At 68.9% G+C, this 16,468-nt stretch carries 14 protein-coding genes; 8 read left to right on the top strand and 6 right to left on the bottom strand.

All coding sequences use genetic code 11. The annotated features are described in order from the left end of the window. Nucleotides 1-100: 100 nt before the first annotated feature. Nucleotides 101-1,309, bottom strand: a complete 1,209-nt coding sequence (hutI, locus tag FHR32_RS25045; RefSeq protein WP_184756960.1) for an imidazolonepropionase — start codon at nt 1,307-1,309, stop codon at nt 101-103. A gap of 667 nt (nt 1,310-1,976) precedes the next feature. On the opposite strand from hutI, the gene FHR32_RS25040 reads away from it, so the two are divergent. Both FHR32_RS25040 and FHR32_RS25035 read left to right on the top strand, forming a co-directional pair. Next, the gene (locus tag FHR32_RS25040) at nt 1,977-2,885 is read left to right on the top strand and encodes an ATP-binding response regulator (protein ID WP_312882688.1); all 909 of its coding nucleotides are present in this window, start codon (nt 1,977-1,979) and stop codon (nt 2,883-2,885) included. A 22-nt stretch (nt 2,886-2,907) separates the two neighbouring features. Next, nucleotides 2,908-4,452 (top strand): SpoIIE family protein phosphatase, encoded by a 1,545-nt coding sequence (locus FHR32_RS25035; protein WP_312882687.1) that lies wholly within the window; start codon nt 2,908-2,910, stop codon nt 4,450-4,452. Between the two features lie 67 nt (nt 4,453-4,519). Here FHR32_RS25035 and hflX read toward each other — a convergent pair whose 3' ends face one another. Next, nucleotides 4,520-5,977: a GTPase HflX gene (hflX, locus tag FHR32_RS25030; protein WP_184756959.1), complete on the bottom strand. Its 1,458-nt coding sequence runs from the start codon at nt 5,975-5,977 to the stop codon at nt 4,520-4,522. 159 nt (nt 5,978-6,136) lie between these two features. Further along, on the bottom strand, nt 6,137-6,826 hold the full coding sequence (locus FHR32_RS25025; RefSeq protein WP_184756958.1) for a DUF4097 family beta strand repeat-containing protein: 690 nt from the start codon (nt 6,824-6,826) through the stop codon (nt 6,137-6,139). 232 nt (nt 6,827-7,058) lie between these two features. Here FHR32_RS25025 and aceB point away from each other — a divergent pair, with 232 nt between their 5' ends. The 5 genes from aceB to FHR32_RS25000 all read left to right on the top strand — a co-directional run bounded on the left by aceB (nt 7,059) and on the right by FHR32_RS25000 (nt 13,675). Beyond that, the gene (aceB, locus tag FHR32_RS25020; protein ID WP_184756957.1) at nt 7,059-8,645 is read left to right on the top strand and encodes a malate synthase A; all 1,587 of its coding nucleotides are present in this window, start codon (nt 7,059-7,061) and stop codon (nt 8,643-8,645) included. A gap of 205 nt (nt 8,646-8,850) precedes the next feature. Then, nucleotides 8,851-10,308: an FAD-linked oxidase C-terminal domain-containing protein gene (locus tag FHR32_RS25015; RefSeq protein ID WP_184756956.1), complete on the top strand. Its 1,458-nt coding sequence runs from the start codon at nt 8,851-8,853 to the stop codon at nt 10,306-10,308. Continuing rightward, nucleotides 10,308-11,591, top strand: a complete 1,284-nt coding sequence (locus FHR32_RS25010; protein WP_184756955.1) for an FAD-binding oxidoreductase — start codon at nt 10,308-10,310, stop codon at nt 11,589-11,591. Before FHR32_RS25015 ends, FHR32_RS25010 begins: the two co-directional genes overlap by 1 nt. After that, the gene (locus tag FHR32_RS25005) at nt 11,592-12,830 is read left to right on the top strand and encodes a (Fe-S)-binding protein (protein ID WP_184756954.1); all 1,239 of its coding nucleotides are present in this window, start codon (nt 11,592-11,594) and stop codon (nt 12,828-12,830) included. Then, a complete protein-coding gene (locus FHR32_RS25000; protein WP_246467410.1) occupies nt 12,827-13,675 on the top strand; it encodes an IclR family transcriptional regulator in 849 nt (282 codons plus the stop codon). The genes FHR32_RS25005 and FHR32_RS25000 overlap by 4 nt, the downstream gene beginning before the upstream one ends. Before the next feature lie 14 nt (nt 13,676-13,689). Here FHR32_RS25000 and FHR32_RS24995 read toward each other — a convergent pair whose 3' ends face one another. From FHR32_RS24995 to FHR32_RS24985, 3 genes are all read right to left on the bottom strand, one after another. Next, a complete protein-coding gene (locus FHR32_RS24995; protein WP_184756953.1) occupies nt 13,690-14,310 on the bottom strand; it encodes a hypothetical protein in 621 nt (206 codons plus the stop codon). Nucleotides 14,311-14,576: 266 nt separating this feature from the next. After that, entirely contained in the window at nt 14,577-14,984 is a 408-nt protein-coding gene (locus FHR32_RS24990) for a GntR family transcriptional regulator (protein ID WP_221466192.1), read from the bottom strand. Nucleotides 14,985-15,125: 141 nt separating this feature from the next. Next, nucleotides 15,126-15,902, bottom strand: a complete 777-nt coding sequence (locus tag FHR32_RS24985) for a GntR family transcriptional regulator (RefSeq protein WP_184756951.1) — start codon at nt 15,900-15,902, stop codon at nt 15,126-15,128. Between the two features lie 85 nt (nt 15,903-15,987). On the opposite strand from FHR32_RS24985, the gene FHR32_RS24980 reads away from it, so the two are divergent. Further along, entirely contained in the window at nt 15,988-16,344 is a 357-nt protein-coding gene (locus FHR32_RS24980) for an ATP-binding protein (protein ID WP_184756950.1), read from the top strand. Nucleotides 16,345-16,468: the final 124 nt, after the last annotated feature.

The following is a 16,468-nucleotide window of genomic DNA, read 5'->3' as shown; positions in this document are numbered from 1 at the left end:
ACGAAGTCGCTCTCCGCGACGGGTTGGCCGAGGTCGCCTCGCTGGACGGCGGAGCCTGTTCCGCGATGATCCCGCACGGTGGTCCGGCGGCGACTCCGCCCTACTGGACGGGGGTGCCGCCGCGCCAGACCCGGCGGGGCTTGAGACCGAAGGCCCAGGCGAAGGCGCCTTCGTGGTCGGCGTCCCACTGGACGATGTCGGCCAGGCGGCCGGGGGCAAGGACGCCACGGTCGGGAACGCCGAGGACGGTGGCTCCGCCGAGAGTCGCGGCACGGAGCGCGTCACCGACGCTCATGCCGAAAGCGGCCACGGCGAGGCTGATGACCAGGGACATCGAGGTGATCCCGCAGTGACCGGGGTTGTGGTCGCTACCGAGGGCGACCGTGACACCCTGGGCCATCATGCGGCGGACCGGCGGCAGGCTGCCACGCTGGAGGGCGGTCCCGGGGCAGACCACCGCGGGGACGCCGTAGCGGGCCAGGACCGCGATGTCCTCGTCGGAGGTGTGGTGGAGCAGGTCGGCGGAGGCGCAGCCGAGCTCGGCCGCGAGCTGGACGGCACCGCGGCGGCTGTAGGCGCCGGCGTGCACGCGGGGCAGCAGGCCGACGTTGCGGCCGGAGGCGAGCACCCAGCGGGCCTCGTCGGTGGTGAAGTGGCCCTCGTCGCAGTAGACGTCGACGCTGTCGGCTCCGGCGGCGGCCGCGTCGGCGCACCAGGCGCCCACGGCTTCGACGTAGTCGCGCTGGCGGCCGAAGTATTCCGGCGGGACGACGTGCGCGGCCATGAAGGTGACATGCACGCGTGGCATCATCGGCTCTTTTTCGAGCTCACGCAGGAGCCGCACGTCAGCCAGTTCGCCGTCTCGCGTGAGGTGGTAGCCGGTCTTGGCCTCCACGGTGGTGGTGCCGTTGAGCAGCCATTCACGCAGGCGCTCGCGCACGCCGTTGCACAGGGTCCACGGGTCGGTGCCCCGCGTCACCGTGACGGTGGAGCCGATGCCGCCACCGGCGGCGGTGATCGCGGACGGCGTGGAGCCTCCGGAGCGCATCGCCATCTCGGCGTAGCGGTTGCCCGCATAGACCGGATGGGTGTGGGCGTCGATCAGACCAGGTGTGACCAGCGCACCGCCCAGGTTCTCGACGTGGTCGACATCGACGATGTCGTCCACCACACCGGGGACGCTCTGAGGCAGGTCCGCGGCACGGCCGACCCAGGCGATCCGGTCGTTGTGGACCAGGATCGCGGCGTTGCTGCACACGTCATTGCCGGTCCAGAGCCGGCCGATGTTGGTCAGAAGGCGGACTGTCATCGCATCACCGCCTTGTGCGCAGGGGAGGACATCGGAAGGGAGACCGCTTCCGGACACGAGGGGTGAGCCCAGCCGTTGCCGGGCTCCATGCCCACCGGGTCCGCTGTGAGTCCGGACGACATTGGGGGGTCTCCTGCTCTCATCCGCATGTTCGTGGTGCGGCGACAGTATCGCCGGGATCATGATCAGGCGATTTCAGTTCAGTTACGTTATTTCACAAGTGAGCTCGCTGTACAGGCTAATTGGGAAGAACGCCGCTCCGCCTTAACCACCTCTGGTGCACCGACTGGATGGTCACACTCGCCCTTGAGCGTATTTGAGCAGCTCAAAGCATTTCTTTCCCACCTGCAACAGCGGTCTCCGAGACAATTTGCACCCTAACATCTCGGTAGATTTGCCTTATGGTAGCAACCCAAACCTTGGCCGACCACTGTCACTTTTAAGGCTTTTGTACGGGTTTCGCGCACTGCCAGTGCAGCCCATAAAACCCTTCAACGGCAAGCCTTTCCGTTGAAACGAGACGCGCAACCCGTCTAGCCTGAAACCAGGGCGACCCGTCGGCCCGGAGCCGAGAGGGCCCGCCGAGCCCCTGTACCGCCTCGGCGGCGCCGGACACGGCCGACAGCGTCCCGGCCGATGCGGGGGCGGAGACCGGGCGGCGAGAGCGGTGAGCTTCGCCGGCCTCGGCAACATCAGCGAAGCCAAGGACAGGTTCTGGGCCACGGTCAGCCATGAGCTGCGCACCCCACTCAACTCGATCATCGGTCTGATCCGTCTCCTCGTGGGTCCCGGCGGCGACCCGCTGGCGGAGGAGCAACACCACCAGATCCAGCTCATCGGCTCCTCGGCGGAGACCCTCCTGTCGCTGGTGAGCGAGTTGCTCGACATGGCCAAGGCCGAGGCGGGACGGCTCGACCCGCAGCCGTCCGTGGTGGATCTGGTCGCGCTGGCGGAACGGCTGCGCATGACGCTGCGCCTCACGGTGGCCGACACCGGGATCGGCGTCCCCGAGGAGCATCTGGAGCGCGTCTTCGAGGAGTTCTTCCAGGTTCCGGGCCCCATCCAGGCCCGGGCGAAGGGCACCGGGCTCGGCCTGCCGTACGCTCTCCGCCTCGCACAGGCGCCGGGAGGCACGCTCCAGCTGACCAGCGCGGACAGGGCGGGCACCACGGTCACCCTGCGGCTGCCGCACCGCGACGACGAGGCTCCGGTGGTCGGCAGGGTGCTCGTCGCGGACGACGACGAGGACTTCCGCGCCACCGTCCGGCGGATGTTCACCGGATTCGCCGTCCACGTCGACGAGGCGCCCGACGGGCTGGTCGCGTTGCAGATGATGGCGGAGAACCCGCCGGACCTCGCGCTGGTGGATCTGCTGATGCCCCGGCTCGACGGGGCCGCCCTGATCCAGCGGATGGCCGAGGACGAGAGGCTGCGCGAGATACCGGTGGTCGTGGTGACCGTGGCGACCTCCAGCCACTACCCGCAGGGAGCCGGTACCGTGGTCTCCAAACACGGGCTACGCAGGGAGAGCCTGCTGGAGGCCGTACGGAACGTGCTGGGTCACAATGATGAATGAGGCGTCGGCGACGGTGCTGGTCGTGGACGACACACCGACCAAGCTCTACATCCTGTCCAGCTGGTTGCGGAGGTCAGGGCACCAGGTGGTGCAGGCCACCGGAGGCCTGGAGGCGCTCGTCAAGGTCAGGGAGCTACGGCCGGACCTGGTCGTCCTCGACGTACGGTTGCCCGACATCAGCGGCTACGAGCTCTGCGAGCAGATCAAGGCGGATCCGTCGACCTCCTCGATACCGGTCATCCAGATCTCCGGAGCGGCGATCACCCCCGCCGACCGGGCCCAGGGCCTCGAGCGTGGAGCCGACGCCTACCTGGCCGAACCGGTCGAGCCCGACGAGTTCGCCGCGACGGTCGAGGCCACGCTGCGCTACTACCGCGCACGGCAGCGAGCGGAGCGGATGGCCGAACGGCTGGCGGCCCTCACCGAGATCACCCTCGCGATGAACTCCGCCGACACCTTCGACGCGCTCCTCATCACGGCCGTCGAGGGCGCGGCCCGGACCCTCGGCAGGCGGGCGGGTGCGCTCGCGCTCCCGCCGGACGGCCGGATCCGCAGGTTCACCGCCGTCCCTCCGGAGAACATCGCCGTCCCCAGCCCGGCGGCACCGGACGCTCTGCTCACCCTGAGCAGGATGTCCCTGGGGAAGGCCGCGGGGACGGAGGTCTTCACCCTCCCCGCCGTTGACTGGGTGAAGCTGCTGCCCGAAGCGGATCTCCGGGGTGACGTCTCGGGTGTCATCTGCCGCACCAAGGCCGGCCGGCCGGCCGTCTACCTCGGAACGGAGGCGCTCCCGCCTCTCGACGGAGACGAACTCAACATCCTGCGCCAGCTCGGCCAGGCCCTGGCCCTGTCGGTGGACGCCCTGCGCGCCTACGCCGAGGAGCACGCGATCGCTCTCACCCTGCAGCGCAGCCTTCTGCCGTCGCGGATTCCGGAGACGCCGGGGCTCGTGATCAGCTGGCGGTACCAGCCGGCCGTCGACAACATCGAGGTCGGCGGCGACTTCTACGAGGTCCTGCGGCTGGGAGACCGGGTGCTCCTCGCCATCGGCGACGTCCAGGGGCACTCCCTGCTCGCCGCGACGGTCATGGCCGAGCTCCGCCACGCACTGCGTGCCTCCCTGATCGGCGCGGTGGATCTGGGGGCGTCCATGGCCCTGCTCAACGACGTGCTGCGGCGCTACCACCCCGGCATGACCGCCACCGTGTGCCTGGTCCTTCTCCACCCGGAGACCGGGGAGATGCAGGTCGCCAACGCGGGCCACATCCCGCTCCTGCTCATCGGCGACAGTGAGACCCGCTACCACCGCCTGGGCGATCTACTGCTGGGTGTGGCCGAGGAGACCTACCGGGTCGACCAGCTGACCCTGCCGGTAGAGGGCGTGGTGCTGATGTTCACCGACGGGCTCATCGAGGACCGCGACAAGCTGCTCGACGAGAGCCTCGAGGTCGTACGGCAACTGGCCGAGATCGTGGAAGCCGATCTGGAGCTCTTCTGCGACCGGCTCATCGAGCATTTCGGCGCCCGGGAGGACGACGTGGCGCTCGTGGCCTTCCGCCGCGTATAGCAACGCCCCGCCGTACGTCCCCCGCGAGAGGGACACCGTACGGCGGGGCGTGGCCGCGCTTACCGGGTCAGACGGTCTCGACCGGCTTGGCGGTCTTCTCCAGTTCGGCGAAGAGGCTGGGCAGGACCCTGGCGTGCAGGATCGTGCCGTCCTCGGTGTGCTCGACGTCCAGGACCTCGCCCTCCTTGTGCGCCCGGGAGATCAGGTCGCCGCGCTGGTACGGCACGAGCAGCCGGACCTCCTGGTCGAAGCGGGGCAGTTCGCGCTCGATGACGGCCATCAGCTCGTCGATCCCGGCGCCGGTGCGGGCCGAGACCACGACGGTGTGCTTCTCGCGCGCGGTCAGCTGGGCCAGCACCACCGGGTCGGCGGCGTCGGACTTGTTGATGACCACGATCTCCGGAATGTTCCGGGCGCCGTCGATGTCGGAGACGACCTCTCGCACGGCGGCGAGCTGCGACTCCGGGTCGGGATGCGAGCCGTCGACCACGTGCAGGATCAGGTCGGCGTCGCCGACCTCCTCCAGCGTGGAGCGGAAGGCCTCGACGAGCTGGTGCGGCAGGTGCCGGACGAATCCGACGGTGTCGGCCAGCGTGAACAGCCGGCCATCGGGCGTGTGGGCCCTGCGGACGGTCGGGTCCAGCGTGGCGAACAGGGCGTCCTCCACCAGGACGCCGGCTCCGGTCAGCCGGTTCAGCAGCGAGGACTTGCCCGCGTTGGTGTAACCGGCGATGGCCACGGCCGGAACCTCGCGCTCCAGCCGCCGCGATCGCTTGGTCTCGCGCGAGGTGGTCATCTCGGCGATCTGGCGGCGCAGCTTGGCCATCCGCTCGCGGATCCGGCGGCGGTCCAACTCGATCTTGGTCTCACCGGGGCCACGGCCGCCCATGCCGACGCCGCCCGCGGCGCGTCCGCCGACCTGCCGGGACAGGTTGCCACCCCAGCCGCGCAGGCGCGGGAGCAGGTAGTTGAGCTGGGCGAGCTCCACCTGTGCCTTGCCCTCACGGCTCTTCGCGTGCTGGGCGAAGATGTCGAGGATCAGCATGGTCCGGTCGATGACCTTGACCTTGACGACCTCTTCGAGCTGGCGCAGCTGGCCGGGGCTCAGCTCGCCGTCGCACACGACGGTGTCGGCGCCGGTGGCGGAGACGATGTCGGCGAGCTCGGCGGCCTTCCCCGAACCGATGTAGGTGGCCGTGTCGGGTTTCTGCCGGCGCTGGATCACGCCTTCCAGCACCTCTGAGCCGGCGGTCTCGGCGAGAAGCTTCAGTTCGAGCAGGGAGTTTTCGGCGTCGACAGCCGTACCCGAGGTCCAGACGCCGACCAGAACGACCCGCTCAAGTCGCAGCTGGCGGTATTCGACCTCGGTGACGTCCTCAAGCTCGGTGGAGAGCCCCGCGACCCGGCGTAGCGCCTGGCGTTCGGCCAGGTCCATCTCACCGATCTCGGGCAGGTCGTCGAACGGTTCGATGTCCAGCGGCTCACGAGTGTCTATGTCGTTGCTCCATTCAGATGCGTGGTTCATATGCGTCCTCTCTGAAGAGTTGAACGCCTGAACCCCTCGGGTCTCTTCCCTCAGATGGTGCCACGGGAACGTCTGCGTCTCATCTGGTTATTGACCGTTTCGCGCCGGGAGAGGACCTCGATCCGCCGGTGGAGTGGCGCGGGTCTGCTTTCCCGCGGCTCAGGAGGGCAGGACTTCGACGTCGCCGGAGCCGGCCTGTACCAAGACGGTCCTGGAGGAGGCCGGGTCATTGGTGACCTTGATGTTCTTGTCACCCGAGCCGGTCTCGGCCGTCACGTTGTAGCCGCCCTTCGGCAGCAGCAGCGTGGCGTTGCCCGAGCCGGTCTCGATCTCGACATGGTCCGGCGCGGCGGCGAACCTCACCTTGACGTCGCCGGAGCCGGCGCCGATGACGGACCGCTTGGTTCCCAGGGTGTTGGCGTCGATGTCGCCTGAGTCGGCGGTGGCGTCCACCTCGCCGGTCAGGCCGCGCAGCGTGATGTCCCCCGAGTCGGCGTTCAGCGTGGCCTTGAGCCCCTTGGGGATCTCGACCTTGTAGTCGACCGCGCAGTCGGAGCAGTCATAACTCAGTGTGAGCGTGCCGCCGCCCACGGGATGCTCGGTCTTGGGCCTGTCCTTCTTGTCGCCGCTCCAGTGGATGGTCTCGGTCACCCGGACTCCGGACCGGTCCGACTCGTTGACGACGATGTCCCCGGAGTCGGTGCGGACGTCCAGGGCCGTCAGCCTGCCGGAGACGTCGTAGGAGACGACGCTCTGCTGCCGGTTGCCGACGTCGAGGTCGACCCGGCAACCGGAGAGCACGAGAACCGAGCCCAAGAGCGCCCCCGCGACGATCACGTTCTTTTTCATGAGCCCAGCCCTCGGCTTCCAGGAGGCTTCCCGCCTCCCTCTCGCGACCCGTTTCCGGCTCCCTCTGCGGAGGGAGCCGACTCAACTGTGACCGAACAGAGCCCCCGATTCATCGGGGAACTCCCCCGACTCCGCCCTGAGGGGTACCCCGGTCTTTGACCGGGCAGTGACCATCCAGTAGCGTCGATTCCACAATTCAGAAGTTATTTTCCATGATGTGGAAAGGAAGCTCATGGACGGCGTTGAGATCACCGGCCCCTCGCAGGACCGATTCGACGAGATCCTCACGCCGGAGGCGCTGGCCTTCGTCGCCACCCTTCAGCGCGAGTTCGGTGACCGGCGTCTCGAGCTGCTGGCGGCCCGCCAGGCGCGCCAGGCGGAGCTGTCGGCCGGCGGCACCCTCGACTTCCTGCCCGAGACCAGGCACGTGCGTGAGTCCGAGTGGCAGGTGGTCCCGCCCGCGCCCGCCCTGGCAGACCGCCGGGTGGAGATCACCGGCCCGGTCGACCGGAAGATGACGATCAACGCCCTGAACTCCGGCGCCAAGGTCTGGTTGGCCGACTTCGAGGACGCCAACGCCCCCACGTGGGAAAACACCATCAGCGGCCAGCTCAACCTACGGAACGCGCTGGACCGGACCATCGATTTCTCCACCGGCGAGAAGAGCTACGCGCTCAAGCACGACGAGGAACTCGCCACCATCGTGGTCCGCCCGCGCGGCTGGCACCTGGAGGAGAAGCACCTCACCCTCGACGGCGCCCCGTTCTCCGCCTCGCTCGTCGACTTCGGCCTCTACTTCTTCCACTGCGCGGCTCGCCAGATCGCCAAGGGCAAGGGCCCCTACTTCTACCTGCCGAAGATGGAGTCGCACCTGGAGGCCCGCCTCTGGAACGACGTCTTCGTCAAGGCCCAGGACCTGCTCGGCATCCCGCAGGGCACGATCCGCGCGACCGTCCTGATCGAGACCTACCCGGCCGCGTTCGAGATGGAGGAGATCCTCTACGAGCTCCGCGACCACTCCGCCGGTCTCAACGCCGGCCGCTGGGACTACCTGTTCAGCGTGATCAAGAAGTTCCGTACCCGGGGCCGGGAGTTCCTGCTGCCCGAGCGTAACGCGGTGACCATGACCGCCCCGTTCATGCGCGCGTACACCGAACTCCTGGTCCGCACCTGTCACAAGCGCGGCGCCCACGCCATCGGCGGCATGGCCGCCTTCATCCCCTCCCGCCGCGACCCGGAGATCAACAAGATCGCCCTGGAGAAGGTCACCGCCGACAAGACCCGCGAGTCCGGCGACGGTTTCGACGGTTCCTGGGTCGCCCACCCCGACCTGGTCCCGATCTGCCGTGAGGTCTTCGACGGTGTTCTCGGGTCGCGCCCGAACCAGCTCGACCGCCTGCGCGAGGACGTCTCGGTCTCCGCCGCCGACCTGCTGTCGGTCTCCAAGACTCCGGGCGACATCACCGAGGCGGGCCTGCGCAACAACGTGGACGTGGCACTACGCTATCTGGCCGCCTGGATGGGCGGCCTGGGTGCGGTGGCGATCCACAACCTGATGGAGGACGCCGCCACCGCCGAGATCTCCCGCTCCCAGATCTGGCAGTGGATCCACAACGACATCGAGCTCGCCGACACCGGGGCCGTCGTCACAAAAGAGCTGGTCGAGCGGATCATCGACGAGGAGCTCGCCAAGATCAAGGACGAGCCGGGCTACGACGAGACCCTCTACGCCCAGGCGACCGCCCTGTTCAAGGAGGTCGCACTGGACGACGACTTCGCGGACTTCCTGACCCTTCCCGCCTACGCGCGCATGCCCTGAGCCCGGGGGGGCGAGAGCTCTCCTCCGGGAGGAGGGCTCTCCCGCACCCGGGCTTCCGGCCACACCGGGCCGGGAGCGCGGACCTCGGGGTGTCGTCGCCCCGGCGGTGAGCGAGAATGCGACATGGGGGCGACGTCCTCGATCAGCCGGCTGATCATGGAGGTGGGAGCGCCGCCGAGCTCCCGCGCAGGTGGGAGGAGGAGCGATGGAGACGAGGACACTCGACGGGCTGGCCCGGCACTTCCAGGAGCTGCTCGGCGACGGGGCGGTGATCACCGATCCGGTACGGCTGCGCACCTACGAGTGCGACGGGCTGACCTATCACCGGGCCACCCCCGGCGTCGTCGTGCTGCCGGAGACCGCCGAGCAGATCGCGGCCGTGGTGAGAGCCTGCAACGCCCACGGCGTGCCGTTCGTGGCCAGAGGCGCGGGGACGGGGCTGTCCGGCGGGGCGCTGCCGCGGACCGACGGGGTGCTGATCGTCACCTCCAGGATGCGGCGGATCCTCTCCGTCGACGTGGCGGACCGGTGTGCCGTGGTGGAGCCGGGGGTCACCAACCTGGCGATCACCGAGGCGGTGCGCCACCTGGGTTACTACTACGCGCCCGACCCGTCCAGCCAGCAGGTCTGCACGATCGGCGGCAACATCGCGGAGAACTCCGGCGGCGCGCACTGCCTGAAGTACGGCTTCACGGTCAACCACGTGCTCGCACTGGAGATCGTCACCCCCGACGGCGACATCGTCGAACTGTCGGACACCGATCCCGGATATGACCTGCTGGGCGTGTTCGTCGGATCGGAGGGCACCCTCGGCATCACCACCAAGGTCACCGTACGGTTGACCCGGGCGCCGGAGACCGTGACGACCCTGCTCGCGGCGTTCGACGGCATCGAGCAGGGCGGTCAGGCGGTGTCGGCGATCATCGGCGGCGGCATCGTGCCCGCCGCGATCGAGATGATGGACGCGCTGGCCATCGAGGCGGCCGAGGCCGCCGTGGCCTGCGCCTATCCCGAGGGGGCCGGGGCGGTGCTCATCGTGGAGCTGGACGGCCCTGCCGCGGAGGTCACCCACCAGTTCGACGCGGTGACGCGGATCTGCCGGGAGACCGGGGCGTTCGAGCTACGGGTCGCCGCCGACCCGGCCGAGCGCGCGGCGATCTGGAAGGGCCGCAAGTCGGCCTTCGCCGCGGTGGGCCGGATCAGCCCCGCCTACATCGTGCAGGACGGGGTCGTCCCCAGGACCGCGCTGCCCGAGGTGCTGGGGAGGATCGACCTGCTGTCGAGGGAGTACGGCATCCGGGTGGCCAACGTCTTCCACGCCGGAGACGGCAACCTGCATCCGCTGGTGCTGTTCGACGACGCGGAGACCGGGGCGGGCGAGCGGGCGGAGCTGGTCTCGGGGAAGATTCTCGACCTCTGCATCGAGCATGGCGGGTCCATCACCGGGGAACACGGTGTGGGTGTCGACAAGTCCCGATACATGTCGAAAATGTTCTCCGACGACGATCTCGACACCATGCAACTGGTGCGCTGTGCCTTCGATCCCCGTGGCCTGTCGAACCCCGGCAAGATCTTTCCCACACCACGCCTGTGCGGTGAGGTCCCAGGGGTGCACAAGGGCGTTCACCCGCTGGTCGAGTCAGGGCAGGCGGAACAGTTCTGATGGACGCGCTACACGAGATGGACGGAGTGTTTCCCGCGGACGCGCTGCGTGAGACGGGCGTGACGGTCCGGGAGGCGGGCCCCGGCGACGAGGTGGCCGGAGTCGCGCCCCGCTGGGTGGCGCTGCCGGAGACGACCGAGGAGGTCGCCGCGCTGATGCGGGTCTCGGCCGAACACGATCTCGCCGTGACCCCGGTCGGCGGCGGCACTAAGCTGCACTGGGGCAACCCACCCGAACGCTGTGACCTGCTGATCGACACCTGCTGTCTGAACCAGGTGCTGGAACACGCCTCCGGGGACCTGGTGGCCATCGTCCAGGCGGGCGTCACCATGGACACGCTCGCCGAGACCCTCGCCGCCGAGGGACAGGAACTCTCCCTCGACGTCCCCCTCGACGGCGCCACCGTCGGCGGCACACTCGCCACCGCGATCGCCGGCCCCCGCAGGTTCCGGTACGGCACGGCCCGCGACCTGCTGATCGGCATCACGGTCGTGCTGGCGGACGGCACGACCGCCAGGTCCGGTGGCAAGGTCGTCAAGAACGTCGCAGGCTATGACCTCGGCAAGCTGTTCACCGGTTCCTACGGCACGCTCGGCGTCATCACCGAGGCCACCTTCCGTCTCCACCCCGTCCCGGACGACCGCCGCTGGATCACCGTCGAGCTGCCCGTACCCGGGGCCGGAGCCGCCGGGCGGCCGGACGACGCACCGGGCCTGGGCGCGCTCGTCGCCGGGCTCGCGGCGTCCCAGGCCGAGCCGAGCGCGATCGAAGTGGACTGGCCCGACGTCCGGGTCGGGCCCGTTGTGTCCGTCCTGGTCGAGGGGACGGCGGCCGACGCCCGGGCTCGGGCCGTACACGCTCTGCTGGAGGAGCGCGGGACGCCGTGGACCACCACCGGGCCTCCCGGCTGGTGGGGCACTCCTCCCAGCCAGGACGTGCTACTGGAGCTGCGCGTCTCGCCGTCCCGCGTGGACGGCGCACTGCGTGCGATCGCGGCGGGGGGACCGCCCGCGCACGTGCGTGGATCAGCGGCGGTCGCGGTCCTGCAGATCGCCCTGCCTCCGGACGTGGGCGGAGCGGTCCTCGCCGATTATGTGTCCCGTCTCCGTGACGACCTCGGTCACCTGGGCGCCAGGCTGACCGTTCTCGCCGCGCCTCGGGATCTCACCGGCCGACTCGACCGCTGGGGGCCGGTCGGCGCGCTGTCACTGATGCGGCAGGTCAAGGAACGGTTCGACCCCGGCCGGAGGATGTCTCCCGGCCGGTCTGCGGGAGGGATCTGAATGGACCCCAAGCTGATCAACGACTGTGTGCACTGCGGCTTCTGCCTGCCCACGTGCCCGACGTACGTCCTGTGGGGCGAGGAGATGGATTCCCCGCGCGGCCGGATCCACCTGATGAAGCAGCATGTCGAGGGCACACCGCTGACTCCGGAGATGGCCGGGCACTTCGACGCGTGCCTGGGATGCATGGCGTGCGTGACCGCCTGCCCTTCCGGGGTCCGCTACGACCGGCTGATCGAGCAGACCCGCGCCGAGGTTGAGCGGACGCACGTGAGGGAGCCGGATGACCGGGCCCTGCGTGCCATGGTCTTCCAGCTCTTCCCCTATCCCCGGCGCCTGCGGGCGATGCGGCTGCCGTTGCGGCTCAGCGCCGGATTGCGCCGGAGGATCGTGCCGCGACTGGAGCGGATCAACCCGTCGATGGCGGCGATGGCCGACCTCGCTCCCCCGGTCACGGCAAGGGTGCGGCTGCCCCGCAGGGTCGAGGCGCGAGGCAGGCGCAGGGCCACCGTCGGGATGCTCACCGGATGCGTGCAGGGCGAGTTCTTTCCGCAGGTCAACGCCGCCACCGCCCGGGTGCTCGCGATGGAGGGGTGCAAGGTGGTGATCCCGCCTTCGCAGGGCTGCTGCGGCGCACTGTCGCTGCACTCCGGGCAGCAGGGACAGGCCGAGCGGTTCGCCCGGCGGACGATCGCCACCTTCGAGCGAGCGGGTGTGGACACGATAGTGGTCAACGCGGCGGGGTGCGGATCGACCATGAAGGAGTACGCGGAGATCCTTGAGGGTGAGTGGGCGGACAGGGCACGGGCGATCCGGACCGTCGACCTGGCGGAGTATCTCGCCGAACTCGGCCCGGCGGCCGAACGGCATCCGCTGCCGCTCACGGTGGCCTATCACGACGCCTGCCACCTGGCCCATGCTCAGGGGATACGATCCCAGCCCCGTCAACTGCTCGCCGCCATCCCGGATCTGGAGGTGAGGGAGATCTCCGAATCGGCCATCTGCTGCGGTTCCGCGGGAACCTACAACCTGTTCCAGCCCGAGGCCGCCCGCGAGCTCGGGGACCGCAAGGCGGAACGGGTGCTGGCCACCGGCGCCGACCTGCTGGTCTCGGCCAACCCCGGCTGCACCATGCAGATCACCTCGGCCATCCGCCGACGGGGCGCCGAGGCGCTCCCCGTCGCGCACATCGCCCAGGTCCTGGACGCCTCCCTGCGAGGCCTGCGGAGCGTCGTATGAGTGGGGTGCAGTCGATCGACCGGGCGCTGGACGTGCTGGAGGCGCTGGCCGAACGGGGCGGGGAGGCGGGGCTCTCGGAGATCGCGGCCAGGACCGGCCTGCCGTACGGGACGATCCACCGGCTGCTGCGCGCGCTGCTCGACCGGGGTTACGTACGCCAGGAGTCCGACCGCCGTTACGCGCTGGGCGGCGCGCTGGTACGGCTCGGCGGGGTGGCCGAGCGCATGGTCGGCGCCTGGGCGCAGCCGTACCTGACGCGGATGGTGGAACTGTCCGGTGAGACGGCCAACCTGGCCGTGCTGGAGGGCGATTTCGTCGTCTACGTCGCCCAGGTGCCCTCGCCCCGTCGGCTGCGGATGTTCGCCGAGGTGGGCAGGCGGGTGCTGCCGCACAGCACCGCGGTGGGGAAGGTGCTGATGGCCGGTCGGGCGGACGCGGAGGTGGCTTCGCTGGTGATGCGGACCGGCATGCCACGGCGGACCGCCAACACGATCACCGACCTGCCCGCCATGCTCACCGAGCTGAAGCGGGTGCGGGGCCGGGGATATGCGATGGATCTGGGCGAGGAGGAGTTCGGCGTGCACTGCCTGGCCGTGGGGGTGCACGACGGGGCCCGGATGGTCGCCGCCATGTCGGTGTCCGGACCGGCCGAGCGGATCGACGCGCTCGACCGGGAGGAGCTCGCCGACGGCATGCGGACGATCGCCCGCGATTTCGGTGCCGAGCTGGGCCCCAGCCCCGCCGCTCCGGTGGACGGGAGCGCACGGGACGGCCGGCGTCCGCCCACCCCCCGGTCGGGGGACGGGGCGGACGGGGATCCCGTCGGCCTCTCGTCGGACGGGTGACGCCGGCCGTACGGCTAGCGGGCCGGCGGGGTGATGTTGAGGTTGCTGCCCTGGGGCACCGGGACGACCGAGACCTGGCCCTTCTGGATGGCCTGCCAGAGCACGGCGCCCTGCGGGCCGAGGACCTTGACGAGATCCTTTATGGACTCGATCTCGGTGCGGACCTTGGCATTGCGCTGGGCCTGGGCGACGTTCTCGGCCTTGGCCGCCTGCTCGGAGGCGAGAGCGCTCACCAGTGCCTCCGGAGGCTCGGGCTTCTGGATGGTCAGGGAGATGTCACCGCACTCGCCGTTGCCGACGTAGTTCTGGTTGCAGAAGTAGTCGGCCCCGGCCGTCTCCTCGATGAACTGCCGGGCGAGCACCCCGACCCGGGCCTCCCATTCCTGCTTCACCTTCGGGTCGTTGAACAGTCCCCGCCACTCGAACTCCTGTGACGCGGCGTCCATGGCCCGGTCCAGCGGCAGCCGCATGTAGGTGTTGAGCATCCGTCGCCATCCGGCGGACTCGCCGTCCTCGTAGTAGGCGCGGAACTTCAGCCCGATCTTCTCGTGGAAGTGCTGCAGCGTCTTGCAGTCGGTGTTCAGCGTGAACGTCGCCACCCCGGACACGGTCGTCTCGACGTTGTCTTTAGACATTGATCGTTAGGCGCGGTCTTCTAGACATCCGATCACCTGGATGATTGACACGCCACGCGCAGGAGGATGACAAGGAAGTGTCGAGCAGATACGATCCGGTGCCTAGTCCGCCCGTGGTATGGCGAGGGATTCAAAACGGCAGCATCGCCGGTTGCCCATCCCCACGGCGTACGACTGGCGATGTTGCCCCCCTGAAGGGGGAAAGCGGCCACCCCGGCAGGCTTATTGCCGGGGTGGCCTGTCTTTGTAGCGCTTACGCGCCGCTCCTACTCAACGATCAGCGTGGTCCTGTCGCCCGCCAACACCTCAGGCTCCTGGCCCGGACGCTCGACCACGAACAACGCCACCCCTTCATCGAGCCCCAGCGCCTGCCGCTCCTCCGCGGTCGGCATACGAGTCGCAATGACCGCCCCGCTGGTGACTCGCACCATGGTGACCTCCTGCCGGCCCCGCACGTAAGACCCAGAGCCTGTCACTGTGCGGACAACCCCTTCAGCCTTGAGTATGCGTAGAGCATCTCGTACCGCGTTGCGGCCAAGACCGTAGATCTGCTCAAGCCTCTCTTCGCTGGGGAGCCGCTGGCCAGGCCGGTAGTCGCCGGCGTCGATCCGCTCGCGAAGCAGCCGGGCGAGCTGCCTGTATCGCGGCTCGTGGCTCGTCGGATCGATCGTCATGATCATGAACTGTAGGGCGGGCATAGACCGCCTCGAACTGTTGGCCTATCCCCACAGATTTACAGGTCGATGTGTCCTGGTAAAAGGCAAATAGGCCGCCTCATCCCGCATCGGGTAAGGCGGCCTTCCGCATGTTCAGGGTCAGGCCTCACCGACCGGGCCGGAGTAGACGAGCAAGTACAGGTCGGCCGGCAGCACGATGTCAGCCACCTCGACGACCTGCTCCCCTGCTGGGTACCGGCGGTCGATCGTCATCATCATCACGCTACCGGGCGGCTGCTCCAACTGGGTGCATTCCTCCACCGTGCCGAGGCGGGCGCCCACAGTCTCGATGAACCCGTCCACGTGGACGCCGATGGCCAGCATGCGCTCGACTACACCGCGGCCACCATGGGCGCCTTCTTCGGGCATGAAGATTGGCGTACCCCGGACGAGCGACAGGGGTTCCCAACTGGTGGAGAGCATGACGGGGCGCCCATCTGCGCGAAACACGTAAGCGGTTCGCATGACATCGGGGCGGTCGCCGTCTGGGTCGGGCATGCCGAGGCGCTCGCGGATCTCGGGCGGCGCAACAACGGTCTGCGAGTCGTAGTCCCAACTCCCCGAATGGCCCTGTCGTTCCATGTCTGCAGCGAATGGAGACCCAGCGCGCAGGTTTCGATACCAGGTGCGGACCAGCCGTTTTAGCTGCGGCCGGACCCGAACGTAAGTGCCACTACCCGGCTTGGAGACAGCAATGCCTTCAGAGGTCAGTGCGCGCAGCACATCCCGGGCGGTGCCGTCCGCTACGCCGTACCTCTTCATGATCTCTGGGATGGATGGCAGGCGATCCCCCTCGGCCAGTTCGCCTGAGGTGATGAGCGCACGGAGTTCGTCCGCTATGCGCAGGTATCGGGGTCGCTCTTCGTAATCCGCCACAGGGACTAGCTTGACTGCCTTGGTGCCTAGCTTGCAAGCTAGGTATCAGACAGCGAATCTAGCTACCAAGCTTGGCGGTCCCCCGATGTATGAGCAATCCCTGCCCGGCGCCCCCGCCTCGATCCGGGGCGCGCAAGAGTGGATCCGATCCGTCGCCTCAGCCCACCACCCCAGCCTCACCAAGGACGCCGGAGAGGTGATCGGCGAGCTGATGGCCATCGCGATCCGCCGCACCCCCAAGGACGGCACGATCCACCTCAAGGCCACCACCTCAGACGAAGGGCTCAAGGTCGAGATCCAGGACCCCGGCCAGGCGTTCGAGCCCACCGGTACCGAGTGGGCGCAGGTGTCCACCCTCGTCTGGTCCGCGCGATCCAGCGGCAACGCCGGCGGCCACCTGACAGAGGTTGAGATCCGCGCCCAGCAAGCAACACCTGCATGACCTCCGAATCCGACCGCGACCAGGGCCAGCCGCCGAGATGCAGCGCATGCAAGGCGGAGCTCTACATGGCGTGGTCGATGTATCTGGGCGAGTTCTGGGCGTCCGCCTACCCGCAAGGCAGGCT

It is taken from the genome of Streptosporangium album, assembly GCF_014203795.1.
Lineage (GTDB): Bacteria > Actinomycetota > Actinomycetes > Streptosporangiales > Streptosporangiaceae > Streptosporangium > Streptosporangium album.
The sequence above is the reverse complement of the archived record's forward strand: the minus strand, read 5'-3'. Positions and strand labels throughout refer to the sequence as shown.

Excerpts from the sequence above, each read along its gene's own strand:
- hutI (WP_184756960.1), bottom strand. The coding sequence starts at position 1,309 with ATGACAGTCCGCCTTCTGACCAACATCGGCCGGCTCTGGACCGGCAAT.
- hflX (WP_184756959.1), bottom strand. The coding sequence starts at position 5,977 with ATGAACCACGCATCTGAATGGAGCAACGACATAGACACTCGTGAGCCG.
- FHR32_RS25025 (WP_184756958.1), bottom strand. The coding sequence starts at position 6,826 with ATGAAAAAGAACGTGATCGTCGCGGGGGCGCTCTTGGGCTCGGTTCTC.
- aceB (WP_184756957.1), top strand. The coding sequence starts at position 7,059 with ATGGACGGCGTTGAGATCACCGGCCCCTCGCAGGACCGATTCGACGAG.
- FHR32_RS25015 (WP_184756956.1), top strand. The coding sequence starts at position 8,851 with ATGGAGACGAGGACACTCGACGGGCTGGCCCGGCACTTCCAGGAGCTG.
- FHR32_RS25010 (WP_184756955.1), top strand. The coding sequence starts at position 10,308 with ATGGACGCGCTACACGAGATGGACGGAGTGTTTCCCGCGGACGCGCTG.
- FHR32_RS25005 (WP_184756954.1), top strand. The coding sequence starts at position 11,592 with ATGGACCCCAAGCTGATCAACGACTGTGTGCACTGCGGCTTCTGCCTG.
- FHR32_RS25000 (WP_246467410.1), top strand. The coding sequence starts at position 12,827 with ATGAGTGGGGTGCAGTCGATCGACCGGGCGCTGGACGTGCTGGAGGCG.
- FHR32_RS24995 (WP_184756953.1), bottom strand. The coding sequence starts at position 14,310 with ATGTCTAAAGACAACGTCGAGACGACCGTGTCCGGGGTGGCGACGTTC.
- FHR32_RS24990 (WP_221466192.1), bottom strand. The coding sequence starts at position 14,984 with ATGACGATCGATCCGACGAGCCACGAGCCGCGATACAGGCAGCTCGCC.
- FHR32_RS24980 (WP_184756950.1), top strand. The coding sequence starts at position 15,988 with ATGTATGAGCAATCCCTGCCCGGCGCCCCCGCCTCGATCCGGGGCGCG.